This window comes from Micromonospora sp. NPDC005686, assembly GCF_042871665.1.
Classification (GTDB): Bacteria; Actinomycetota; Actinomycetes; order Mycobacteriales; family Micromonosporaceae; genus Micromonospora.
The window spans coordinates 131,958-148,110 of sequence record NZ_JBIAIY010000005.1 but is presented as its reverse complement, the minus strand read 5'-3'; the positions used below and the strand labels follow the sequence as shown (position 1 = coordinate 148,110).

The 16,153-nt window shown below is 73.0% G+C and carries 14 protein-coding genes; 8 read left to right on the top strand and 6 right to left on the bottom strand.

Annotated elements, in window-relative coordinates; all coding sequences use genetic code 11:
* Positions 1 to 9: 9 nt before the first annotated feature.
* Positions 10 to 765, bottom strand: a complete 756-nt coding sequence (locus tag ACFYON_RS13925; protein ID WP_354865528.1) for an amino acid ABC transporter ATP-binding protein — start codon at positions 763 to 765, stop codon at positions 10 to 12.
* A 198-nt stretch (positions 766 to 963) separates the two neighbouring features.
* Between ACFYON_RS13925 and selD the strand changes: the two genes are divergently transcribed.
* Together selD and ACFYON_RS13915 are read left to right on the top strand one after the other, a co-directional pair.
* Positions 964 to 1,953, top strand: coding sequence for a selenide, water dikinase SelD (gene selD / locus ACFYON_RS13920; protein WP_354865526.1), 990 nt, complete (start codon positions 964 to 966; stop codon positions 1,951 to 1,953).
* Positions 1,954 to 2,166: 213 nt separating this feature from the next.
* Complete coding sequence (locus ACFYON_RS13915) at positions 2,167 to 2,646, top strand: hypothetical protein (RefSeq protein WP_354865524.1); 480 nt, start codon at positions 2,167 to 2,169, stop codon at positions 2,644 to 2,646.
* A gap of 85 nt (positions 2,647 to 2,731) precedes the next feature.
* Here the strand turns inward: ACFYON_RS13915 and ACFYON_RS13910 are convergent, their stop codons facing one another.
* Positions 2,732 to 2,881: a DUF2277 family protein gene (locus ACFYON_RS13910; RefSeq protein WP_354865522.1), complete on the bottom strand. Its 150-nt coding sequence runs from the start codon at positions 2,879 to 2,881 to the stop codon at positions 2,732 to 2,734.
* A gap of 20 nt (positions 2,882 to 2,901) precedes the next feature.
* Between ACFYON_RS13910 and miaB the strand changes: the two genes are divergently transcribed.
* The gene (gene miaB, locus ACFYON_RS13905) at positions 2,902 to 4,401 is read left to right on the top strand and encodes a tRNA (N6-isopentenyl adenosine(37)-C2)-methylthiotransferase MiaB (RefSeq protein ID WP_354865520.1); all 1,500 of its coding nucleotides are present in this window, start codon (positions 2,902 to 2,904) and stop codon (positions 4,399 to 4,401) included.
* 67 nt (positions 4,402 to 4,468) lie between these two features.
* On the opposite strand, the gene ACFYON_RS13900 is transcribed toward miaB, so the two are convergent.
* Together ACFYON_RS13900 and ACFYON_RS13895 are read right to left on the bottom strand one after the other, a co-directional pair.
* Complete coding sequence (locus tag ACFYON_RS13900; RefSeq protein ID WP_354865518.1) at positions 4,469 to 6,088, bottom strand: cellulase family glycosylhydrolase; 1,620 nt, start codon at positions 6,086 to 6,088, stop codon at positions 4,469 to 4,471.
* A gap of 315 nt (positions 6,089 to 6,403) precedes the next feature.
* Positions 6,404 to 7,612, bottom strand: a complete 1,209-nt coding sequence (locus tag ACFYON_RS13895) for a DUF349 domain-containing protein (protein ID WP_354865516.1) — start codon at positions 7,610 to 7,612, stop codon at positions 6,404 to 6,406.
* Between the two features lie 206 nt (positions 7,613 to 7,818).
* On the opposite strand from ACFYON_RS13895, the gene ACFYON_RS13890 reads away from it, so the two are divergent.
* Genes ACFYON_RS13890 through dapF form a run of 3 tightly spaced genes read left to right on the top strand, consistent with a single transcriptional unit; the run spans position 7,819 to position 10,296 of the window.
* Positions 7,819 to 8,538, top strand: coding sequence for a hypothetical protein (locus ACFYON_RS13890; protein ID WP_354865514.1), 720 nt, complete (start codon positions 7,819 to 7,821; stop codon positions 8,536 to 8,538).
* Complete coding sequence (gene miaA / locus ACFYON_RS13885; protein WP_354865512.1) at positions 8,535 to 9,440, top strand: tRNA (adenosine(37)-N6)-dimethylallyltransferase MiaA; 906 nt, start codon at positions 8,535 to 8,537, stop codon at positions 9,438 to 9,440. Before ACFYON_RS13890 ends, miaA begins: the two co-directional genes overlap by 4 nt.
* A gap of 7 nt (positions 9,441 to 9,447) precedes the next feature.
* Entirely contained in the window at positions 9,448 to 10,296 is an 849-nt protein-coding gene (gene dapF / locus ACFYON_RS13880) for a diaminopimelate epimerase (RefSeq protein ID WP_354865510.1), read from the top strand.
* 57 nt (positions 10,297 to 10,353) lie between these two features.
* Here dapF and ACFYON_RS13875 read toward each other — a convergent pair whose 3' ends face one another.
* Positions 10,354 to 11,826 carry an NAD-dependent malic enzyme gene (locus tag ACFYON_RS13875; RefSeq protein ID WP_354865508.1) on the bottom strand — a complete coding sequence of 491 codons (1,473 nt, stop codon included), beginning with the start codon at positions 11,824 to 11,826 and terminating at the stop codon, positions 10,354 to 10,356.
* A 196-nt stretch (positions 11,827 to 12,022) separates the two neighbouring features.
* Here ACFYON_RS13875 and hflX point away from each other — a divergent pair, with 196 nt between their 5' ends.
* The gene (gene hflX / locus ACFYON_RS13870) at positions 12,023 to 13,486 is read left to right on the top strand and encodes a GTPase HflX (protein ID WP_355094188.1); all 1,464 of its coding nucleotides are present in this window, start codon (positions 12,023 to 12,025) and stop codon (positions 13,484 to 13,486) included.
* Positions 13,487 to 13,536: 50 nt separating this feature from the next.
* Positions 13,537 to 15,285, top strand: a complete 1,749-nt coding sequence (locus ACFYON_RS13865) for a hypothetical protein (protein WP_354865505.1) — start codon at positions 13,537 to 13,539, stop codon at positions 15,283 to 15,285.
* A 56-nt stretch (positions 15,286 to 15,341) separates the two neighbouring features.
* Here the strand turns inward: ACFYON_RS13865 and lexA are convergent, their stop codons facing one another.
* On the bottom strand, positions 15,342 to 16,124 hold the full coding sequence (gene lexA / locus ACFYON_RS13860; RefSeq protein WP_013284750.1) for a transcriptional repressor LexA: 783 nt from the start codon (positions 16,122 to 16,124) through the stop codon (positions 15,342 to 15,344).
* Between the last annotated feature and the right edge of the window lie 29 nt (positions 16,125 to 16,153).

Below are 16,153 nucleotides of genomic sequence, written 5' to 3'. Positions count from 1 at the left end.
TACGGGCGCTCAGTGGGTGAGGATTTTGGAGAGGAAGTCCTTGGCCCGCTCGCTGCGCGGGTTCGCGAAGAACTCGGTCGGCGGCGCGTCCTCGACCAGCTTGCCGTCGGCCATGAAGATGACCCGGTTGGCCGCGTGCCGGGCGAAGCCCATCTCGTGGGTGACCACGACCATGGTCATGCCCTCGCGGGCCAGCGACGTCATCACGTCCAGCACCTCGCCGACCATCTCCGGGTCCAGGGCGCTCGTCGGCTCGTCGAACAGCATCGCCTTGGGCTGCATGGCCAGCGCGCGGGCGATCGCCGCCCGCTGCTGCTGGCCGCCGGAGAGCTGCGCGGGGTACTTGTCGGCCTGGTTGGCGATGCCGACGCGGTCCAGCAGCGCCAGCCCGCGTTCACGGGCGGCGGCCGGCTTCTCCTTGCGGACCTTGACCGGCCCCAGCGTGACGTTCTCCAGGATGGTCTTGTGCGCGAAGAGGTTGAACGACTGGAACACCATGCCGACCTCGCTGCGCAGCTTGGCCAGGGGCTTGCCCTCGGCCGGCAGCGGCTGCCCGTCGAAGGTGATGGTGCCCTTGTCGATCGGCTCCAGCCGGTTGATGGTGCGGCAGAGCGTCGACTTGCCGGAGCCGGACGGGCCGATGACCACGACCACCTCGCCCCGTTCGACGGAGAGGGACACGTCGTCGAGCACGTGCAGCGGCCCGAACCACTTGTTGACCCCGTCGAGCACGATCAGCGGGTCGCCCGTCGTCACGTCGTCCACCGTCCCTGTCGTCCATGGCGGAACTCGGGGGTCGGTCGACCCCCGGTTGGGCAACTGTAGGCGGGGTGACGTGGCAGAACGCAACTCAGATGGTCACGGAGCGGTAACACCGATCACCGGCGTACCGGCCCGTCCGAATTTCGTCACCGTCGGGTGGGCCGACTGGCGCCGTCGCCGCAGGCGGGAGATCATGAGGCGGTGACCGACGCGATCCGGCTGACCGACTACGCCCGCGGTGGCGGCTGCGCCTGCAAGATCCCGCCCGGCGAGCTGGAGGTGATGGTCGCCGGTCTCGGCGCCACCGGTGGCTCGGCCGACCTGCTGGTCGGCCTGGAGAACGGCGACGACGCCGCGGTGGTCCGGCTGGACGAGCGGACCGGCCTGGTCAGCACCGCCGACTTCTTCACCCCGGTGGTCGACGACGCCTACGACTGGGGGCGCATCGCCGCCGCCAACGCGCTCTCCGACGTGTACGCGATGGGCGGCATCCCGCTGGTCGCGCTCAACCTGCTCTGCTGGCCGCGCGGCGTACTGCCGCCGGAGATGGCCCGCGAGGTGCTGCGCGGCGGTCTGGACGTGGCCCGGGAGGCGAACTGTCACCTGGCCGGCGGGCACAGCGTGGACGACGACAGCCCGAAGTACGGCCTGGCGGTGACCGGCGTGGTCCGGCCGGACGAGCTGATCACGCTCGACGCCGGGCGGGCCGGCCTGCCGCTGTCGCTGACCAAGCCGCTCGGGGTGGGCGTGCTCAACACCCGCCACAAGCAGACCGGGCAGCGCTTCCCCGAGGCGGTCGATTCGATGGCCCGCCTCAACCGGGACGCGGCCCGCGCGGCGATCGCCGCGGGCATCCGCTGCGGCACCGACGTGACCGGCTTCGGCCTGCTCGGGCACGCCTCGAAGCTGGCCCGCGCGAGCCGCCTGACGGTGGCGATCGACGCGGCGGCGGTGCCGTACCTGCCGGGCGCACGGGAGGCGCTGCGCGACGGGTACGTCAGCGGCGGCACCCGGCGCAACCTGGAATGGGTCGTCCCGTGGACCGACTTCGGCGGCGCCGACGAGGGGGAGCGGCTGCTGCTTGCCGACGCGCAGACCTCGGGCGGGCTGCTGGTCGCCGGTGAGGTGCCCGGCGGCACGGTGATCGGTGAGCTGCTGCCGGCCTCGGAGCACCTGATCCGGGTCCGCTGAGCCTCGACTCGCGGCGTGGCCGGTGCGCCGGCGCGGCACCGTACCCGATAAACTGTCATCTTCCAGATACTCTGGGCAACGTCGCCCGGAGGGAATTTTGCCCGGAATGGTCACAGACCGGTAACTTGCGCCCGGCTGAGGGCAAATGCCCTCCACCATCGTCAGTAAGGCCCGATCCGGAGGCCGATGGAACGAGCGCAGCGAGGAGGCGGCATGACCGAGCTGTGGAACTGGAGAATCGACGGCGGCGAGCCGGTGGAGGTCTACCCGGCGCTGGCCGAGGCACTCGGCCGGGTGGTGATGCCCATGGCCGTCGCCGACCCGGTCCGGCTCCCCGCGTACGCGGTGGTCTGCGACGTGTGGGAGGCGCCCGGGCTGTACGGCACGGTGGTCGACTGTTACGGGGTGCCCGAGAACCTGTCCGAGCTGCCCGCCCTCGCGGCGCTGGCCCGGCTGCTGGGCCGCAACTGCCTGATGCGTGACGACACGCTCGACGCCGGCCGGCACCTGCTGGTCGCGCCGGACGGCACGATCCGGCCGGTGCACTTCGACGTGGCCGACACCGACGACGGCGAGGTGCTCAGCCACCACCGGCTCTGCACGGTCGCCGACGCGCGCTGCCGGGGCTGGTCGCAGTGCCACCGCTCCCGCTGGGCCCCGGACACGGTCGCCCCGGCGCTCGCCGCCGCCTGAGCGCGGCCGCGCTCAGACGGGGCTCGCCGCCGGGTGGACGCCGGCCCGCCGTGCCCGGCCGGCGGCGAGCGCGCGGCCGTCCGGCTCAGCCCTGGGCCGCCGGCTGCTGTCCCCGCACCACGAGATGGTCGAGCAGCGTCGCGGTGGCGGCGGCCACGGCGTCCACCGCGGCCTCGAACGCGGCGGCGTCGTGCGCCGCCGGGGTCTCCTCCTCGTTCGATCCGATCGACTCCACCCGGATACGCTGTCCGGGTCATGACTACCGCAGCGGCGGGCAGCCCGCGCACCTACCAGGTGCGTACGTACGGCTGCCAGATGAACGTGCACGACTCCGAGCGCATCTCCGGCCTCCTCGAGGACGCCGGGTACGTGCGTGCCCCCGAAGCCGACGATCAGCCCGACGTGGTGGTGTTCAACACCTGCGCGGTCCGGGAGAACGCCGACAACCGGCTCTACGGCAACCTGGGTCATCTGCGCCCCGTGAAGGCCAAGCACCCGGGGATGCAGATCGCCGTCGGCGGCTGCCTGGCCCAGAAGGATCGCGGCGACATCGTCCGCAAGGCCCCCTGGGTGGACGTCGTCTTCGGCACGCACAACATCGGCTCGCTGCCGGCGCTGCTGGACCGGGCGCGGCACAACGCCGCGGCCGAGGTCGAGATCCTGGAGTCGCTGGAGGTCTTTCCCTCCACGCTGCCGACCCGGCGCGAGTCGACGTACGCCGGATGGGTCTCCATCTCCGTCGGCTGCAACAACACGTGCACGTTCTGCATCGTGCCCTCGCTGCGCGGCAAGGAGAAGGACCGCCGCCCCGGTGACATCCTCTCCGAGGTCCGCGCGCTCGTCGACTCCGGCGTGCTGGAGGTGACGCTGCTCGGGCAGAACGTCAACTCCTACGGCGTCGAGTTCGGCGACCGGTACGCCTTCGGCAAGCTGCTGCGCGCCTGCGGGGACATCGACGCTCTGGAGCGGGTGCGGTTCACCAGCCCGCACCCGAAGGACTTCACCGACGACGTGATCGCCGCGATGGCCGAGACGCCGAACGTCTGCCACTCGCTGCACATGCCGTTGCAGTCCGGCTCGGACGACGTGCTGCGGGCGATGCGCCGCTCGTACCGGTCGGAGCGTTACCTGGGGATCATCGAGAAGGTGCGGGCGGCGATGCCGGACGCGGCGATCACCACAGACATCATCGTCGGCTTCCCCGGCGAGACCGAGGCCGACTTCGCCCGCACGCTCGACGTGGTCCGGGAGGCCCGGTTCTCCTCGGCGTTCACGTTCCAGTACTCCAAGCGACCCGGCACACCGGCCGCCACGATGGACGGGCAACTGCCCAAGCAGGTCGTGCAGGAGCGCTACGAGCGGCTGATCGCCTGTGTCGAGGAGATCACCTGGGCGGAGAACAAGAAGCTCGTCGGCGAGACCGTCGAGGTGCTGGTGGCGGTCGGCGAGGGCCGCAAGGACGAGCGCACCGGCCGGATGTCCGGCCGGGCCCGCGACGGCCGGCTGGTGCACTTCGCGACCGGTGACCTGGCCGGGCGGATCCGCCCCGGCGACATCGTGCACACAGCCGTCACGTACGCCGCCCCGCACCACCTGAACGCCGACGGTGCGCCGGCGGCGCACCGGCGCACCCGGGCCGGGGACGCGGCCGAGGCGGGACAGGTCCCGCGTACCCCAGGGGTGCTGCTCGGACTGCCGACGGTCGGTGCGCCGGCCGCCGCGCCCGCCCCGGTCGGCGGCTGCGCCGCCCACTGACCTCGGGTAAGGAAGGGCCCTCTTCAACACTCGGCGTTGAAGAGGGCCCTTCCGCTACCGGAGACCGTCAGCAGGCGGTGCCGTTGAGCTTCACGCTGCCCGGCGTGGCGGCGGTGCCGTTGGCGGTGAAGCCGACGGTGACCGACGCGCCCGGCGCCAGCGACGACGCCCAGGTCGGCGCGGCGGCCGTCACGGTGGTGCCGGACTGCGTGACTGTGGCGTTCCAGCCGCTGGCCAGCGTCACCCCGGACGGCCAGGTCCAGGTGGCCGACCACGGGTTCACCGCGGCGGTGCCGGTGTTCTTCACGGTCAGCTCGCCCTGGAAGCCACCCGCCCAGGAGTTGATCTGCTTGTAGCTCGCGGTGCAGCCACCGGTGGGCGGCGGCGGGGTCGTGGGCGCCGGCGAGGTGTTCGGCGTGCCGGTGGGGGACGGGCTGGTGGTGCCGCCACCGCCGGTCGGCGGGATCAGGTACGGCGTGAGGATGTCCTGCTTCGGCTGGTTGATCGTGGTCCAGTCGTCGTTGGCGATGCCACCGGTGTCACCGGAGTTCGGGTTCCACGACCAGTACGTGAACGACATGCCGTTCACCCCGGTGCCGGTGTACGCCATCAGGTTCTGCAGCCAGATCTTGTCCTTGGGGTCCTGGAGCGTGGTGCCGAACTCGCCCATCATGATCGGCGCGATGTTCTGCTTGTAGAGGTAGCCCCAGTACTTGTCCCAGATGGCCGGCATGTTCGCCGGGTACGACGGGTCGTCGAACCACGCCTGGCGGTACACCGAGGTGGCGTACTCGTGCGGCGAGTAGACCAGCCGGTTGGCCACGTTCAGCCGGACCGGGAACTGCCCGGCCTTGGACAGGTTGCCGCCCCACCAGCCGCAGTCCTCGTCGTTGCTGGGGTCGTTGTCCCAGACGTTCGACAGGCCGCCGCTCGGGCAACTCACCCCCTCCACGAAGATCAGCCAGTTCGGCTGCACGCCGAGGACCGCGTTGCCGGCCCGCTCGGCGGCCAGCCGCCAGTCCCGGGCGGTGTCGCCGCAGCCCCAGCAGGCGCCGGTGGCGGCCGGGTTGGTGCCCTCGGCGTGCGGCTCGTTGTGCAGGTCCGCGCCGATCACAGTGGTGTTGCCGGCGTACCGCTGGGCCAGCATCTTCCAGTCGTTGATCCAGGTCGCCTCGGAGACCGTCGAGGTGTACCAGAGCGGCGACTGCCCGGCCGACGTCGGCCGGTGCCGGTCCAGGATGACCCGCATCCCCTTGCTGCCCGCGTAGTCGATGACCTTGTCGAGGATCTGCAGCGGGGAGAGCCCGATCAGGTCCGGGTTGACGAAGTCGTTGATGCCGGTCGCGGTCGCGCCGGGCTTCAGCGCGTCGTTCGAGTACGGGAGCCGCAGCGTGTTGTAGCCCAGCCGGGCCATGGTGTCGAGCTGGGAACGCCACGGGTTGCTCGACCACAGGCCGTGGAACGTCTTGTTGTCGGTCTCCATCCCGAACCAGTTGATGCCGGTCAGCCGGACGGTGGCGCCCGTACTGTCGACGATCTTGTTGCCGCTGGTGTGCAGGTAGCCGGTGCCGGTGCCACCGGCCGCAGCGGCGGCCGGTGCGGTGGAGACGGCGGCGGCGACGAGAACGCCGGCCGCGGCGGTGGCGAGCGCCGTCAGGGCGCCGCCGAGGGCGGTGCGTCGGTGCATGGGAGCTCCACTTCGGATGCCCGCGCCGCATGGGCGCCGCGGGCGGCAGGACCAGGAGGATCGGCCCGCTCCTCATCGAGTACGCGCGACAGCGCGCGCCGGGCCGGTCACGTGGACGGCCACTCGCGGGAATGCGCGCCGGCGATCGTCGACGGCGAAGATCAGCCGTCGATGCCCTCGTGCCGGTGCCGGAACCTGGCTCCGCCGCTCATTCTGATCAGCCTGCCTCGATGCGTCAACCCGGCCCCGGACGCAGGTGAGCCCCCGGCCGACCCGGCCGGGGGCTCACCTGGTGTGTGTCGCTGGGTGCTTGCGTCAGCCGGCCTGCTCGGCGAGCTGGAGGAACTGCCGCTTCGAGGCGAGCGCCTGCTCCGCCTCCTTGACCCGCCGGGCGTCACCGGCGGCCTGGGCCCGGGCCAGCCGGTCCTCGGCCTCGGCGACCTGGGCGCGCATCTGCGCCAGCAGCGGGTTGTCCTCCTTGGTGGTCCGCCGCCACGCCGAGTCCATCACCTGGCGGACCTTGTCGTCCACGGCCCGCAGCCGGCGCTCCAGCCCGGCGGCGGCCTCGCGGGGCACCCGGCCGGCCTCGTGCCACTGCGCCTGGATCTCCCGCAGCTTCGCCTGGGCGCCCTTCGGGTCGCCGTCGACGTCGAGCGCCTCGGCCTCGGCCAGCAGCGCCTCCTTGCGCTCCAGGTTGGCGCGCTGCTCGTTGTCGCGGGCCGAGAAGACCTCGCTGCGGCGGGTGAAGAACTCGTCCTGCGCGGCCCGGAACCGTTCCCAGAGCTTCTGCTCGGCCTCCTTGGCGGCGCGCGGCGCGGCCTTCCACTGGGCCATCAGGTCCTTGAGCTGACCGGCGGTGACACCCCAGTCGCTGGAGTCCTTGAGCTTCTCCGCCTCGGCGACCAGCTCCTCCTTGACCGTCTGCGCCTGCTTGCGCTGCTGGTCCAGGGTGGCGAAGTGGGCGCCCCGGCGACGGGTGAAGCCGTCCCGGGCGGCGGCGAACCGCTTCCACAGCTCACCGTCGGTCTTCTTGTCGACGCCGCGGATGGTCTTCCACTCGTCGAGGATCTCCTTGAGCCGGTCACCGGCGGTCTTCCAGCCGGTCGACTCGGCGGCCAGCTTCTCGGCCTCCTCGACCAGGGCGGTCTTGCGCGCCAGCGCCTCGACCCGGGCGGCCTCGCGGGCCGCCTTGGCCTCGCCGGCCTTCTCCTCGGCGACGGCGGCCAGCTTGTCCAGGCGGGCGGCAAGGGCGTCGATGTCACCGACCACGTGCGCCTCGGCCAGCGACCCACGGATCCGGCGGATGGTGGTCAGGGAGTGGCCGGCGTCAGCAGCGCCCGAGTTGAGCCGGGCCTCGGTCAGATCGACCTCGGTCACCAGGTCGGCGTAGCGCCGGGCGAAGTGGGCGAGCCCTTCCTCCGGTGCACCTGCCTGCCAGGATCCGACCACCCGCTCGCCCTCGGCGGTCTTGACGTAGACGGTGCCGTCCTCGTCGACCCGTCCGTAGGCAGTCCAGTCGCTCATGTGCCCATCCTCGTTCTCCCGGCGTCGAGGGGACAGCCCCCCTCGCTCGCCGCCACGGCGCAGCAAACTTTCTCCCGGCATTGTCACAGGTCCGCCCCCGTCCGTGTCGAGCGCCTGTCGCCGACCGTGACCATACGGTGTTGTACGCCCTCGATGGCCGGATCGGCGCGGGGACGCACCGGGGGATCGGCGATAGGTTTGGGGGCGTGCCACTGGTCGCCGCCGCCGTCTGCCCCCACCCGCCGTTGATCGTGCCCGAGCTGGCCGGCGCCGCCGCGCCCGAGCTGGACGACCTGCGCGCCGCCACCGACGCCGCGGTGGCCCGGCTGCTCGCCGCCGGACCCGAGGCGATCCTGCTCGTCGGCGGCGGGTGGGAGACCGTCCGGTTCAGCACCGCCGAGCACGGCTCGCTGCGCCCGTACGGGCTGAACCGCCACGTGCGGCTCTGGAAGGTCAACTGCGAGGGTGGTGTGCGTCTGCCGTTGAGCCTGACCATCGGCGCCTGGCTGCTCGACCGCTCCGGCACCGCCCTGCCCCGCTTCGCCCGGGCGGTGGCCCACGACGCCACCCCGGCCGAGTGCGCGGCCTTCGGCGCGGGCCTGCTCCACGACGAGGACCCGCCGGTCGGGCTGCTCGTGCTCGGTGACGGGTCCGCGTGCCGGGGCGTCACCGCGCCGGGGTACGACGACCCGCGCGCCGAGGCGTACGACGAGGGGGTCGCCGCGGCCCTGGCCGGCGCGGACGCGGAGGCGCTGCGCGGCCTGGACCCGGTGCTCTCGGCGCAGCTGCGGGTCGCCGGGCGGGCGCCGTGGCAGGTGCTGGCCGGCGCCGTCGAGGCGGCGGGCGGCGACTGGCGTGGTGACCTGAGCTACCACAGTGCCCCCTACGGCGTGGCCTACTTCGTGGCGAACTGGGAGCAGTCATGACCGTCGTGGCGGTGGTCGGGCCGACCGCGGCCGGGAAGTCGGCGCTGAGCATCGCACTGGCGCACGCGCTCGGCGGCGAGGTGGTCAACGCCGACTCGATGCAGCTCTACCGGGGCATGGACATCGGCACCGCGAAGCTGACACCGGCCGAGCGCGAGGGCGTGCCGCACCACCTGCTGGACATCTGGCCGGTGACCGAGCCGGCCAGCGTCGCCGAGTACCAGACGCTGGCCCGCGCGGCGGTCGACGACATCCTGGCCCGGGGGCGGGTGCCGCTGCTGGTGGGCGGTTCGGGGCTGTACGTGCGGGCGGTGCTGGAGCGGTTCGAGTTCCCCGGCACCGACCCGGCGCTGCGGGAGCGGCTGGAGGCGGAACTGGCGGCGGTCGGCCCCCTGCCGCTGCACGCGCGGCTGGCCGAGGCGGACCCGGGCGCGGCGGCGAGCATCCTGCCCACCAACGGCCGCCGGATCGTACGGGCACTGGAGGTGATCGAGCTGACCGGCGCCCCGTTCACCGCCTCGCTGCCGTCGCCCACGCCGTACTACCCGTCCGTCCAGCTCGGTGTGGACCTGGACACCGCGCGCCTGGACGAGCGGATCGCGCTGCGGGTGGACCGGATGTGGGCCGACGGGCTGGTCGACGAGGTGCGGGCGCTGGTCGGCGAGGGGCTGCCCGAGGGACGGACGGCCAGCCGGGCGCTCGGCTACCAGCAGGTGCTGCGGTTCCTGGCCGGTGAGCTGACCGAGACCGAAGCGTACGAGGAGACGATCCGCGCCACCCGCCGTTTCGTCCGGCGGCAGCGCTCCTGGTTCCGGCGTGACCCGCGCGTCACCTGGCTGGACTCGGCCTCGCCCGGGTTTCTCGACACTGCCCTGCGGGTGGTCGCCGAGCATCGGCGATGATGGGGGCGTGGAGTTCACAAAGGGGCACGGCACCGGCAACGACTTCGTCATCCTGCCCGACCCGGACGGCGCCCTCGACCTGACACCCGGCCTGGTCGCCGCGCTCTGCGACAGGCGGCGCGGGCTCGGCGCCGACGGCGTGCTGCGCGTGGTGCGCGCCGCCAAGCACCCCGAGGGCGTCGCGCTGGCCGGCGAGGCCGAGTGGTTCATGGACTACTGGAACTCCGACGGCTCGTTCGCCGAGATGTGCGGCAACGGGGCCCGCGTGTTCGTCCGCTACCTGCTGGACCGTTCGCCGGCCGCCGCCCCGTCCGGCGGGACGCTGCCCATCGCCACCCGCGCCGGTCTGGTGCGGGCCCGCGTCGAGGGCGCCGACGTGGCGGTCGAGATGCGCCGTCCCCGGCTGTACGACACGGCCACCGCCACGCTCGGCGGGCTGACGGTGCCCGGCACCGCGGTGGACGTCGGCAACCCGCACCTGGTGTGCCCGCTGCCCGCCGCGCTGGAGCTGGCCGCGCTGGACCTCACCCGCGCGCCCGAGGTCGACGCCTCGATGTTCCCGGCCGGGGTGAACGTCGAGTTCACCACGCCGGGTGAGCCGGTCGCCGGCACCGACGGGCACGTGCTGATGCGGGTCTACGAGCGCGGCTCCGCCGAGACGCTCTCCTGCGGCACCGGCGCGTGCGCGGTGGCGGCGGTGGCGTTGCGCGACGCCGGCCTGGACACCGGCGCGGTGGCGGTGGACGTGCCCGGCGGGCGTCTCACGGTCACCGTGACGGCCGACTCCTGCTGGCTGTCGGGCCCCGCGGTCCTGGTGGCGACGGGCACCCTGACCCCCGCCGCCCTGCGCCCCTGACCGTCGCCCGCCGGCCCCGGGGCCGGTGATCTCGCACCAGGCGGCGCGGGGACGGCGTCAGGGGGTGGCGCTGGCGTTGGCGGCGATCTCGGGCAGGTCGGCGGGACCGGGATCGGCCGCCGGGGCCGGCGTCGCGGCCGGGTTCTGGGCGGCGGCCCGTACCGCCGCGGCCACCGCCGGGGCGACCCGGGAGTCGAAGACGCTCGGCACGATCACCGTCGGGTTGATCTTTTCCTCGCCGACCACGTCCGCGATGGCCCGGGCGGCGGCGATCGCCATCTCCTCGGTGAACTCCTCGGCGTGCGCGTCGAGCATGCCGCGGAACACGCCGGGGAAGGCGAGCACGTTGTTGATCTGGTTCGGCTGGTCCGAGCGGCCGGTGGCGACCACCGCGGCGTACTTGCGCGCCTCCCGCGGGTCCACCTCCGGGTCGGGGTTGGCGAGCGCGAAGACGATCGAGTCCTTCGCCATCGCGGCGACGTCGTCGCCGGTGAGCAGGTTCGGCGCGCTCACGCCGATGAACACGTCCGCGCCGCGTACCGCACCGGCCAGGTCGCCGGAGTAGTTCTCCTTGTTGGTGTTCTCGGCCAGCCACTGCCACGCCGGGTTGAGGTCCGGCAGTCCGCGGTGCAGGGCGCCCCTGCGGTCGTACGCGATGATGTCGCCCACGCCCTGACGCAGCAGCAGCTTCATGATCGCGGTGCCGGCGGCGCCGGCGCCGGAGACCACGACCCGGACGTCCGCGAGCTGCTTGCCCACGACGCGCAGCGCGTTCGTCAGCGCGGCCAGCACGCAGATCGCGGTGCCGTGCTGGTCGTCGTGGAAGACCGGGATGTCGAGCGCCTCGCGCAGTCGGGCCTCGATCTCGAAGCAGCGCGGCGCGGCGATGTCCTCCAGGTTGATCCCGCCGTACGCGGGCGCGATCGCCTTGACGATCGCCACGATCTCGTCGGTGTCCTGGGTGTCGAGCACCACCGGCCAGGCGTCCACCCCGCCGAAGCGCTTGAACAGGGCCGCCTTGCCCTCCATCACCGGCAGCGACGCGGCCGGCCCGAGGTTGCCGAGGCCGAGCACCGCGGTGCCGTCGCTGACCACGGCGACGGTGTTGCGCTTGATGGTGAGCCGGCGGGCGTCGGCCGGGTTCTCCGCGATCGCCATGCAGACCCGGGCGACCCCCGGGGTGTACGCGCGGGACAGCTCGTCACGGGTGCGCAGCGCGATCTTCGGGGTGACCTCGATCTTGCCGCCGAGGTGCAGCAGGAACGTCCGGTCGGAGACCTTGCGCACGTCGACCCCGTCGAGCGCGGTGAGCGCGTCGACCACCTGGTCGGCGTGGCCGGCGTCGGCGGTGTCGCAGGTGAGGTCGACGATCACGTTCGTCGGGTCGGAGTCGACCACGTCGAGCGCGGTGACGATGGCGCCGGCCTCGCCGGCGGCGGTGGTGAGCCGGCCGATGGAGGAGGCGTCGGCGGGTACCGCGATCCGGATGGTGATGGAGAATCCGGCACTCGGCAGTCGTGTGTTTGCCACGAGAAACTCCTCCGTCGGCGCTGAGCGGCTCGACTGGCATTTCTACTCGCCTGGCCAGGTCGCCCGGCATCCGCCCCCGCTACCGGTCGGTAGCGTCACGGGCATAAGACAGGTGCGCCCGGCGTTGACACATGTCAGGATTGCTGTCACGCGCCGAAAATTCTCGGCGATGCACATAACGGACAGGAGACGCGATTTGCGCGAGCAGGAGACCTTCCATCCCTACGAGGACGACGAGCTCGACGCCACCACGGGCGAGTACGAGCTGTCGGAGCGGCAGGCGCTGCGGCGGGTCCCCGGCCTCTCCACCGAACTCACCGACATCACCGAGGTCGAATACCGCCAGCTCCGGCTGGAGCGGGTCGTCCTGGTGGGGGTCTGGACCGAGGGCACCCAGTCCGACGCCGACAACAGCCTCACCGAGCTGGCGGCGCTGGCCGAGACGGCCGGCTCGCAGGTGCTCGAAGGGCTGATCCAGCGCCGGCACCGGCCCGACCCGGCCACGTACATCGGCCGCGGCAAGGTCGACGACCTGGGCGCGGTGGTGCTGTCCACCGGCGCCGACACGATCATCTGCGACGGTGAGCTGTCGCCGTCGCAGCTGCGCAACCTGGAGCAGCGCACCAAGGTCAAGGTGGTCGACCGGACCGCCCTGATCCTGGACATCTTCGCCCAGCACGCCAAGAGCAAGGAGGGCAAGGCGCAGGTCGAGCTGGCCCAGCTCCAGTACCTGCTGCCGCGCCTGCGCGGTTGGGGCGAGACGCTGTCCCGGCAGACCGGCGGTAGCGGCCGCGGCGGTGGCGCCGGCGGCGGCGTGGGCCTGCGCGGTCCCGGTGAGACGAAGCTGGAGACCGACCGGCGGCGCATCCGCCACCGCATCGCGCGGCTGCGCCGCGAGATCAAGAGCATGGCGACGGTACGCCAGACCAAGCGTGCCCGGCGTACCCGTAACGCGGTGCCCGCGGTGGCCATCGCCGGCTACACGAACGCCGGCAAGTCCAGCCTGCTCAACCGCCTGACCGGTGCGGGCGTACTGGTGGAGAACGCGCTGTTCGCCACGCTGGACCCGACCACCCGCCGGGCCACCACGTCCGACGGGCGGCTCTACACGCTGTCCGACACGGTCGGGTTCGTCCGACACCTGCCGCACCAGATCGTCGAGGCGTTCCGCTCCACCCTGGAGGAGGTCGCCGACGCCGACCTGGTGGTGCACGTGGTCGACGGCACCCACCCGGACCCGGAGGAGCAGGTCCGGGCGGTCCGCGAGGTGCTCGCCGAGGTGGGCGCCGACCGGCTGCCGGAACTACTCGTGGTGAACAAGACCGACGCCACCGGCGAGGAGACGATGCTGCGGCTCAAGCGGCTGTGGCCGGATGCGGTCTTCGTCTCCGCCCACAGCGGGCGCGGCGTCGACGAGTTGCGCGAGACGGTCGAGCGGCGCTTGCCGCGGCCGGCCGTCGAGGTGCGCGCCGTGCTGCCGTACGACCGGGGTGACCTGGTCGCCCGGGTGCACCGGCAGGGTGAGGTGCTCAGCACCGCGCACCTGCCCGAGGGCACGCTGCTGCACGTACGGGTCAACGAGGGACTGGCCGCGGAACTCGCGCCCTACCGGGCGGGCGACCGGCTGACCAGCGACGAGCGGGTGGGTGCCGGGCGGTGAGCCGTCCGGCGTCACCCGCCGGAAACCCGCTCCGTGCGACACTGAGCGTCATGCGGCACGTTGTCTCCTCGGTCACGCTCGCGCTCGGCCTGGTCGGCGCGGTCGTGGCGCCGGCCGGGCCGGCCCCGGCGGCACCCGCCGCGGCCCCCGTGCTGGCCGCGGCACCCAAGAAGAAGTGCACGGTCGAGGACGGACGCCTCCGCGAGTTGTCCGGGCTCGTCGCCACCGCGGGCGGGTACGTCGTGGTGAACGACAGCTCGGACGACCCCGCCCGCAAGCGGGTCTTCTATCTGGACTCCAAGTGCAAGGTGGACAAGGAGGTCCGTTACTCCGGTGACGGCCCGCTCGACACCGAGGACCTGGCGCTCGGGCCGGACGGCAAGACGCTCTGGATCGCCGACACCGGCGACAACATCGACAAGAAGACCCGCCGGGAGCGGGTCGCGGTGTGGACGATGCCGCTGAGCGGCTCGAAGCAGCCGGTGCTGCACCGGCTCACCTACCCGGGCAAGGAGCCGCACGACGCGGAGGCACTGCTCGTCGGCGACGACAACATGCCGTTGGTGATCACGAAGGAGCTCTCGGGCAAGGCGGAGCTCTATACCCCGACGGCGAAGCTGAAGGCGGGCGGCGACCCCGAGCCGATCCCGATGAAGAAGGTCGGCGAGGTCACGCTCCCGAAGACCAGCACCGACAACAAGCTCGGCGGGCCGGGCCGGGTGCTGGTCACCGGCGCCGCCCGCTCACCCGACGGCGGCAAGGTGGTGCTGCGCACGTACGCCGACGCGTTCGAGTTCGACGTCACCGGCGGCGACATCGTCAAGGCGATCACCACGGGCAAGCCCCGGGTCACGCCGCTCGCCGATCCGTTCGGCGAGGCGATCTCCTACACGCCGGACGGCAAGGCGTTCGTCACCGTCTCCGACGGCGGCACGCTCGACGACTCGGACCCGATCGACATCCTCAGCTACACCCCGTCCACGAAGGGCGCGGAGGCGCTTCCCAACGGCGGCGAGGCCCCGACCAAACCGGCAGCCAAGCAGTCCTGGCTCGCAGGGCTCTCGCTCGACGAGATCACGTACCTGATCGCGGCGGTCGGGGTGCTCGGCGCGCTCCTGGTCGGCGCGGGGGTCTTCGGCATCCTGCGGGCGCGGCGCAAGCCGGCGCCCCGGGCGCCCGCCGACGAGCCCGAGCGCAGCGGCGAGTTCCCGGTCAACAGCGGCTTCCCGTCGGCGGAACGGCCGGACGTCCCGCCCAGAGGCGCGGTCTACGGAGGCGGTGGCCAGGGCGGCGTGTACGGCGGCGCCGCGAACGGCGACCGTCCCCAGGGTGGCGGTGTCTACGGCGGCGGCCAGCCGGGCGGCGGCGTGTACGGCGGCCGACCCCAGGGCGGCGGCCCACAGGGCGGTGGCCGTCCTCCGGGTGGTGGCCGTCCCCCGGGTCCTGACCGTCCCCCGGGTCCTGACCGTCCGCAGGGTGGTGGCGTCTACGGCGGCGCCCCGGCCGGCGGTGGGCGCGGCGGGGGCCAGGGCGGCGGCGTGTACGGCGGCGCGGACCAGGCCGGTCCCGGTGTCCCCGGCGGTGGTGCCCCCCGGGGCGGCCGGGGTGGCGGCTCCGGCGGCGGCCCGGGACACCGTGGCCAGCCCAACGGCGGCGGACCGCGCGGCGAGGGCGGCCGGGCCGAGCCGCCGCGTCGCGGATCGGATCCGCGTGGCGCGCGGCGCGACGACGGCTACGACGACAGGGGTCGGTACGGCCCGGTGCCCGGCGGCCGGGAGTACCGCGGCGACCGCTACTGAGACGACGCGAAGAGGGGGTGACCGGTCGCCGGTCACCCCCTCTTCGTCGCTGTCGGTCAGATGCGGCGCAGCACCGCCACCACGCGACCCATGATGGTGGCGTCGTCGCCGGGGATCGGGTCGAAGGCCGGGTTCTGCGGCATCAGCCAGACGTGCCCGTCGCGGCGCCGGTAGGTCTTCACCGTCGCCTCACCGTCGAGCATCGCGGCCACGATGTCGCCGACCTCGGCGTTGGGCTGCTGCCGGACGACCACCCAGTCGCCGTCACAGATCGCCGCGTCGAGCATCGAGTCGCCCTTGACCTGGAGCATGAAGACCTCGCCTTCGCCGACCAGCTCGCGGGGGAGGGGGAAGATGTCCTCCACGGCCTGCTCGGCCAGGATCGGCCCACCGGCGGCGATGCGACCCAGCATCGGCACGTACGCCGGGGCGGGCCGCTGCGCACGGGCCGCCTCGTCGTCGGCCTCGCCCGGCGCGCGGACGTCGACGGCGCGCGGCCGGTTCGGGTCGCGGCGCAGGAAGCCCTTCTTCTCCAGCTCCTTGAGCTGGTAGGCGACGCTGGACGGGGACACCAGCCCGACCGCCTCGCCGATCTCGCGCACGCTCGGCGGGTAGCCGTGGCGCTCGACCCAGTTACGGATGAACTCCAGGATCCGCCGCTGCCGGGCGGTCAGGTCGACAGTGGCCGGGTCGGGGAAGCTGCTCACCACCGGGGTGACCGGACGCACCGCCGCGGGGGCGGTGCGACTGCGGGCGGTGCGGGGGCGACGGGTCGCCGGAGGACCCGCCCCGTCGTTCGGCTGCGGGTTCTTCTGCCGGCTGGCCCGGTCCTCGGTCACGTCCGTCCCTCCCTGGTCGGCGCTGGGGT

Coding starts and splice junctions, on each gene's coding strand:
- ACFYON_RS13915 (WP_354865524.1), top strand. CDS start 2,167: ATGACCGAGCTGTGGAACTGGAGAATCGACGGCGGCGAGCCGGTGGAG.
- miaB (WP_354865520.1), top strand. CDS start 2,902: ATGACTACCGCAGCGGCGGGCAGCCCGCGCACCTACCAGGTGCGTACG.
- ACFYON_RS13900 (WP_354865518.1), bottom strand. CDS start 6,088: ATGCACCGACGCACCGCCCTCGGCGGCGCCCTGACGGCGCTCGCCACC.
- ACFYON_RS13895 (WP_354865516.1), bottom strand. CDS start 7,612: ATGAGCGACTGGACTGCCTACGGACGGGTCGACGAGGACGGCACCGTC.
- miaA (WP_354865512.1), top strand. CDS start 8,535: ATGACCGTCGTGGCGGTGGTCGGGCCGACCGCGGCCGGGAAGTCGGCG.
- ACFYON_RS13865 (WP_354865505.1), top strand. CDS start 13,537: ATGCGGCACGTTGTCTCCTCGGTCACGCTCGCGCTCGGCCTGGTCGGC.